The organism is Streptococcus sp. DD10 (assembly GCF_001578805.1).
Lineage (GTDB): Bacteria > Bacillota > Bacilli > Lactobacillales > Streptococcaceae > Streptococcus.
In genome coordinates, this window is record NZ_KQ969158.1 from 1 (window position 1) to 5,667 (window position 5,667).

4 protein-coding genes, 12 tRNA genes and 2 pseudogenes are annotated in these 5,667 nt (G+C 36.1%); 13 read left to right on the top strand and 5 right to left on the bottom strand.

What is annotated here, in order from left to right; translation table 11 throughout:
- Positions 1-13: 13 nt before the first annotated feature.
- The 12 genes from STRDD10_RS02980 to STRDD10_RS03035 all read left to right on the top strand — a co-directional run bounded on the left by STRDD10_RS02980 (position 14) and on the right by STRDD10_RS03035 (position 1,045).
- Positions 14-86, top strand: a tRNA-Val gene (locus STRDD10_RS02980).
- Positions 87-91: 5 nt separating this feature from the next.
- Positions 92-162: transfer RNA gene (locus STRDD10_RS02985), tRNA-Gly, on the top strand.
- Between the two features lie 41 nt (positions 163-203).
- Positions 204-277 (top strand) — tRNA-Ile (locus tag STRDD10_RS02990).
- A gap of 9 nt (positions 278-286) precedes the next feature.
- Positions 287-358 (top strand) — tRNA-Glu (locus STRDD10_RS02995).
- Positions 359-364: 6 nt separating this feature from the next.
- Positions 365-454 (top strand) — tRNA-Ser (locus STRDD10_RS03000).
- A 10-nt stretch (positions 455-464) separates the two neighbouring features.
- A tRNA-Met gene (locus STRDD10_RS03005) sits at positions 465-538 on the top strand.
- 3 nt (positions 539-541) lie between these two features.
- Positions 542-614 (top strand) — tRNA-Phe (locus STRDD10_RS03010).
- 13 nt (positions 615-627) lie between these two features.
- A tRNA-Tyr gene (locus tag STRDD10_RS03015) sits at positions 628-708 on the top strand.
- A gap of 6 nt (positions 709-714) precedes the next feature.
- Positions 715-785 (top strand) — tRNA-Trp (locus STRDD10_RS03020).
- 10 nt (positions 786-795) lie between these two features.
- Positions 796-868: transfer RNA gene (locus STRDD10_RS03025), tRNA-His, on the top strand.
- Between the two features lie 12 nt (positions 869-880).
- A tRNA-Gln gene (locus STRDD10_RS03030) sits at positions 881-952 on the top strand.
- A gap of 9 nt (positions 953-961) precedes the next feature.
- Positions 962-1,045 (top strand) — tRNA-Leu (locus STRDD10_RS03035).
- Between the two features lie 75 nt (positions 1,046-1,120).
- On the opposite strand, the pseudogene STRDD10_RS03040 reads toward STRDD10_RS03035, so the two are convergent.
- The 5 genes and pseudogenes from STRDD10_RS03040 to STRDD10_RS11460 all read right to left on the bottom strand — a co-directional run bounded on the left by STRDD10_RS03040 (position 1,121) and on the right by STRDD10_RS11460 (position 4,595).
- Positions 1,121-2,241, bottom strand: a pseudogene (locus STRDD10_RS03040) (tyrosine-type recombinase/integrase).
- 3 nt (positions 2,242-2,244) lie between these two features.
- Complete coding sequence (locus STRDD10_RS03045) at positions 2,245-2,439, bottom strand: DUF3173 domain-containing protein (protein ID WP_000598356.1); 195 nt, start codon at positions 2,437-2,439, stop codon at positions 2,245-2,247.
- A 59-nt stretch (positions 2,440-2,498) separates the two neighbouring features.
- Complete coding sequence (locus STRDD10_RS03050; RefSeq protein ID WP_006595173.1) at positions 2,499-2,885, bottom strand: hypothetical protein; 387 nt, start codon at positions 2,883-2,885, stop codon at positions 2,499-2,501.
- A gap of 2 nt (positions 2,886-2,887) precedes the next feature.
- Positions 2,888-4,084 carry a replication initiation factor domain-containing protein gene (locus STRDD10_RS03055; protein ID WP_067193038.1) on the bottom strand — a complete coding sequence of 399 codons (1,197 nt, stop codon included), beginning with the start codon at positions 4,082-4,084 and terminating at the stop codon, positions 2,888-2,890.
- 40 nt (positions 4,085-4,124) lie between these two features.
- Positions 4,125-4,595, bottom strand: a pseudogene (locus STRDD10_RS11460) (hypothetical protein).
- Between the two features lie 320 nt (positions 4,596-4,915).
- Here STRDD10_RS11460 and STRDD10_RS03060 point away from each other — a divergent pair.
- On the top strand, positions 4,916-5,368 hold the full coding sequence (locus tag STRDD10_RS03060) for a helix-turn-helix domain-containing protein (RefSeq protein WP_004182172.1): 453 nt from the start codon (positions 4,916-4,918) through the stop codon (positions 5,366-5,368).
- The last annotated feature ends 299 nt before the right edge of the window (positions 5,369-5,667 follow it).

Here is a 5,667-nt window from a genome sequence, read left to right on the forward strand (position 1 = left end):
TCGCTTAGCATTAGGGAGTTTAGCTCAGCTGGGAGAGCATCTGCCTTACAAGCAGAGGGTCAGCGGTTCGATCCCGTTAACTCCCATTTAAGCGGGTGTAGTTTAGTGGTAAAACTACAGCCTTCCAAGCTGTTGTCGCGAGTTCGATTCTCGTCACCCGCTTTGGACTATTGTTCAATTTACCAAGTTCATATTTATGACTTGGGCGCGTAGCTCAGGTGGTTAGAGCGCACGCCTGATAAGCGTGAGGTCGGTGGTTCGAGTCCACTCGTGCCCATTAATTTATGGTCCGTTGGTCAAGGGGTTAAGACACCGCCTTTTCACGGCGGTAACACGGGTTCGAATCCCGTACGGACTATATTTTGGAGGATTACCCAAGTCTGGCTGAAGGGAACGGTCTTGAAAACCGTCAGGCGTGTAAAAGCGTGCGTGGGTTCGAATCCCACATCCTCCTTTTATATTAACGCGGGATGGAGCAGCTCGGTAGCTCGTCGGGCTCATAACCCGAAGGTCGTAGGTTCAAATCCTGCTCCCGCAATTTGGCTCGGTAGCTCAGTTGGTAGAGCAATGGATTGAAGCTCCATGTGTCGGCGGTTCGATTCCGTCTCGCGCCATAATTTAATATTAGGAAGGGTAGCGAAGAGGCTAAACGCGGCGGACTGTAAATCCGCTCCTTCGGGTTCGGGGGTTCGAATCCCTCCCCTTCCATCCTTTACGGGCATAGTTTAAAGGTAGAACTAAGGTCTCCAAAACCTTCAGTGTGGGTTCAATTCCTACTGCCCGTGTAAGATTTTGGCGGGTGTGGTGAAGTGGTTAACACACCAGATTGTGGCTCTGGCATGCGTGGGTTCGATCCCCATCACTCGCCTTATTTTAATATTGGGGTATAGCCAAGCGGTAAGGCAAGGGACTTTGACTCCCTCATGCGTTGGTTCGAATCCAGCTACCCCAGTTATACTTTGCCGGCGTGGCGGAATTGGCAGACGCGCTGGACTCAAAATCCAGTGTCCGCAAGGACGTGCCGGTTCGACCCCGGCCGCCGGTATAGTAGTAAAGACAAGGTTTTCGGACCTTGTCTTTTTTTTCTTTGTTGTGTGTCGAGTTACCAATTTTTTCCATTTTAAAATAAATCATCAAGTTTATTAGCCAATGTTTTCTGTTTGCTAGGGTACAAATGAGAATAAGTATCAATTGTTGTTGTAATAGATGCGTGTCCTAATCTTTCTTTGACAACAAGATAATCTTCTCCTTGATTTATAAGTAATGATGCATGAGAGTGTCTCAAATCATGAATTCTTATTTTCTTTAAATCTTTATCCCTTTCTAGTATTTGCTTAAACTTCTTATCAATCATATTTTTTGTAATTGTTATTGGTGTACTCTGTATTATTTGTAGTTCTTCAGTATTTTTCGTAAATTCCTCAAGTTTTTCTTTTTGTTTTACTTTCCAGTCTTTTAGCATTTCTGCTAATTTCTGATTGATTGTTATATTTCTAGTTCCTGATCGTGTTTTTGTTGTATTAATGTAGCTTGTATTATTGACAAAGTATACCGTTTTGGTAACGTAAATCGTATTTGTTAAAAGATTTATATCATTCCAGTTTAATGCGAGTATTTCTCCCATTCTCATTCCAGTAAAGAAAGCAATTACGAAAAACAGGTCATAGCTTATTTCATCATCTCGAATAAGTTCTCTAAATCTCGTGAACTCTTCTATACTCCAAAATTTGATATTAGGCTTCCTAATTGGTAATTTTCTAAGATTCTCAACAGGATTTTTATCAATGAGGGATTTTCTTATACCAGTATCAAAAATTTTTTTAAGTAAAATTAGAACCTTATTAATTGTATTATAGCTTAAAACTTCATTTTCATTTTGTTTTTTAGGTATTCACGAAATTCGAATATATGGTCATACGTTAGTTTATTTAAATTTGTATTTTTAAAATATGGCTTAATATGACGCTCATAATTGTTTCTTTGTGTACTTGTGTAGCTTACTTTTCTGCCATTTTTCAAATCATCTTCTTCAAGTAAGTCGAATAACATATCCGTTGTTACTACAAAGTCAAATTGTTTTTCTTTTAATTCTACAACTCTAATATGTTGTTCAAGTTCTAGGGCTTCTTTTTTAGATTTTAATCCTTTACGAATAATACGTATTCTTTTTTGTGTGACTGGGTGGAAACCGTTAGAAACATCAACAGTCCATTTACCACTTTTAGCTTTACGAATAGTCATTCATTATGCTTCTTTCTGGAGTTCAATTCCTAGTAGTTCTTCAGCGACACTGGCTGGAATTGTACCAATCCGTTTGTTATCGTAGATATTAAAACCACGATTCACTAATAGTAATTTGCCAGTATGGATAATCTTTCTTGCAGTTCCTGGAGCAAATCCAAGTTCGATAAGGTCATCTTTTGTTACAGTTTTAATCATGTGATCTCCTTTTCTGATTAGATTAAGTAAGGGGAGGATTAGCTCCCCTTGTCTAATACTTATTTTTGTTTTACATCTACTAAATGGATAGCATCCGCTTTGTAATACATCGTTGAACTAATCATAGTGGCTTGTAAATTGTCAAATGTAACTGGTACCTCGTCCATTGCTTGGATATAGTCATTATCGACTAAAGCTTCTGGATTATCTACTGAGACTTGGGTTGATTTCTTTTTGAATTGTCCATCCTTGATCGTTACATTGTATTTCCAACCAATGATTTTATCGGTATTAAAACGTCTTTCGCTACCATCTCGGTTTTTGATAATTTCTCCGTTTGCATCTGCTCGGACTTCCGTTTCAAATTTTGGAATAACTTCATCCAATTCAAATTTTGTTCCAATGTTATTAAAATTCCAGTCATTTTGTGAAAGCATTTTTGCCATAGTTAATTTCTCCTTTTGATATTTTCTTTGATTGTGGGGATCAAATCCTCTCTTTTAAAGAGTATTGCCCTTTCTATTAATCCACTTGCTAAATCTGGTGGATATTCCATATTGTTGAGTGCGAGATAGTTAGATTTCTCATACTCATGCAGTAAGTTATTGTCGTATAGAAATTTATACGCTTTTAGAATAGCTCCAGAACCTTTATAGGTAAACCATTCTAATTTTTGTTCTAGTTCTGTTTTTGGTTTTGGAATAATGATAGAGACAGGTTTTGAGTGACCTAAAAACTTTTCCCAAGATCTCAAAGGTTTTGAGAATTGACTATCACTATAGAACCTCACTTTTTCTTTGAGATATCCCTTGGTAAAGTTGAGAAGATCTATTTCTGAATGCAACCATTCTTGAATGAAGTAGTGAGCTTTTTCTTTCCTAAGTTCTAACTCCGTTCTTATCCAATTTTCTATATACCGCTTGCTGATACCGAGCTTCTCAGCTCGTTCTAAGCGTTTATCGTAAATTCTAAGTCTTTCATCATCATTGGGTTTTCTCAAATATAAGGTCTGACCGATTGCTTCATCTCCGTAGGTATTGTAGTAGGTGCTTTTTCCATATATAAAGCGTTTCTTCTGACAAATTTTTAGAAGCTGATTAGGAGTGAAATAGGGTGTTTCATTAAAATCATCTATTGCAATATCAATTCGTCTTACTGAAAACTGATTGTAATTGTAGTAGAGGTTGTTCAGAAACTGTCTTTCGGACAGACTATTTGGATCTAATACCATATCTCTAAAGAACTCGAGTGCCTGTCCTGACATGACAAGCATGTAGGACGACTCTTTCGCTCCATAGTAGATACGGATATTCCCATGATGAAGCTGGCTATCATAGTTATAGTATTTAAGGCTCCCTTTATTCTCAATAAATAAGTCATAGTCAAGAAATAGAATGTCTTCGATTATTTCTCTTGGCGAAAGTTCAGTCTTATCAAACTGAATTTGAATCCAGTCAAATACAGAACGTAAATGTTCATTTTTTGCCATAGATTTTGATTCAACTTTTTGCCTAATTTTGCCATCCTTAAAATCTCCGAAACCCTTGGGAATACTGAATTCTTTCGATGGTACACCTAACTTGCAGAGGGTGGTGTTACTACACACCCTATCTGTCAAAAATGGTCCGTCCGCATCTACGCTCATTTTCGGCTTTCTGCCTCCTAGCTCAGCCGAAAACTCGCTATTAGCCGAACCTATTTTTTGACCTCTTCTGAACAAACCCTAGTAAGCCGGTTTGCATCGACTCTTCAATATCTTGGATTTTCTTTTTTAGACTGGCATTCTCATTTTTTATCAGTCGTATTTCTCGCTTAAATTCCTGTTTTAAGGCGCTCAGTTCATCGTAGAGCTCATCTATTACTTGGTTTAGGGATTCTTGCTCATTGTCTGCTAGGCTCCCAAATACGGCTTGTATAGCCTCTTTTAGACCTATTTCAAGTTTTAGGTTAGCTAACTTTTGAAATTGTCTAAGGTCTTCGTTTGTAAAGTCATAGGCAACTGTGTAACTTAATTGATGAGTTCTTGGATTTCTACTGATAAGAATTTTAATTTTTTAAATTCCTTGCCACTTATCTCTAATCAGTTGAATCCAATTTTTAAGAGTAGAGGTAGAGTTTAGGCCAGAAATTTGATTGACTAACTCTTTATTGGTCATCTTTTTGTGAAACCTCCGAAATTTTCTTGTGCAACTGAGGAGTTTTCTGTGGTATAATTGTTACATAATATGTTTTTATCTTGGAACGAACGGCACATTTGTTTCAAGATTTTTTTATTTTGTCGAATCTTACCTCCTTTATTAAAATTTTTTAAATCGACTACTAATTACATACGCTTTTACCTCCTTTTATGCTATAATATTCTCAATGGAATATTTAATCTCAAAATAAATATTCCTTATGGAATAATTCTATTTTATACCGTTTAGAATATTTTGTCAAGCTAAAATATACAGAATCGAATATTGAAGAGGATACAATGTTTAATAATAATTCTTTTGGAGATCGTCTTAAGGAACTGAGAAAGAGTAAGAAATTAACTCAGGTACAAGTTTCCGAGATGATTGATGTACAACAAGGTACCTATTCTCGTTGGGAAAATGGAACTTTAGAGCCTAGTTTAGAAGCCGTTGTCAAATTAGCAAAATTATTTGATACCACGACAGACTATTTATTAGGAAAAACGATTTACAGTACTCTAGATGTTGTCCCACATCCAATCACTAGAATTGATTTGAAGAAGCTAAAAGGGTTTAATAAAACTGAACTAGATGATCTGAAATTTGCAATTGTCATGAATGGAATTAAAAACCATTCTACTCTACCTAAGTATTTGGATGAGCTAGTCTCTGAAAATAATTTAGATGAAGAGGAGCAAGAAATATTACAGACTCTCTTTAAAGAGGTTTCTGATTATTTTAATGCAGATTGATGATTTGTTTTTAAGTTCTAAATTCATTCTAGATGTTGGTACTATTTGTCATAATTCTTGACTATGCTTTTAAACGGGAGCACAGTAATATTGAGAACAAGTAGTTGAAATGTTACAGAAGTTGATAACATAAATACAAACCTACGGTGAGCCTCCGTAGGTTGTTCAATATTTAAAAGTTGCTATTTTACTGATGAAGTAAAAAATATTGGTATTACAGCGAAACACAAAATATGATACAATAAAAACAATCAATAGTTTGAACATTTATCAAAGAGGAGTAAGCATTAGATAAATTG

Coding starts and splice junctions, on each gene's coding strand:
- STRDD10_RS03045 (WP_000598356.1), bottom strand. CDS start 2,439: ATGATTAAAACTGTAACAAAAGATGACCTTATCGAACTTGGATTTGCT.
- STRDD10_RS03050 (WP_006595173.1), bottom strand. CDS start 2,885: ATGGCAAAAATGCTTTCACAAAATGACTGGAATTTTAATAACATTGGA.
- STRDD10_RS03055 (WP_067193038.1), bottom strand. CDS start 4,084: ATGAGCGTAGATGCGGACGGACCATTTTTGACAGATAGGGTGTGTAGT.
- STRDD10_RS03060 (WP_004182172.1), top strand. CDS start 4,916: ATGTTTAATAATAATTCTTTTGGAGATCGTCTTAAGGAACTGAGAAAG.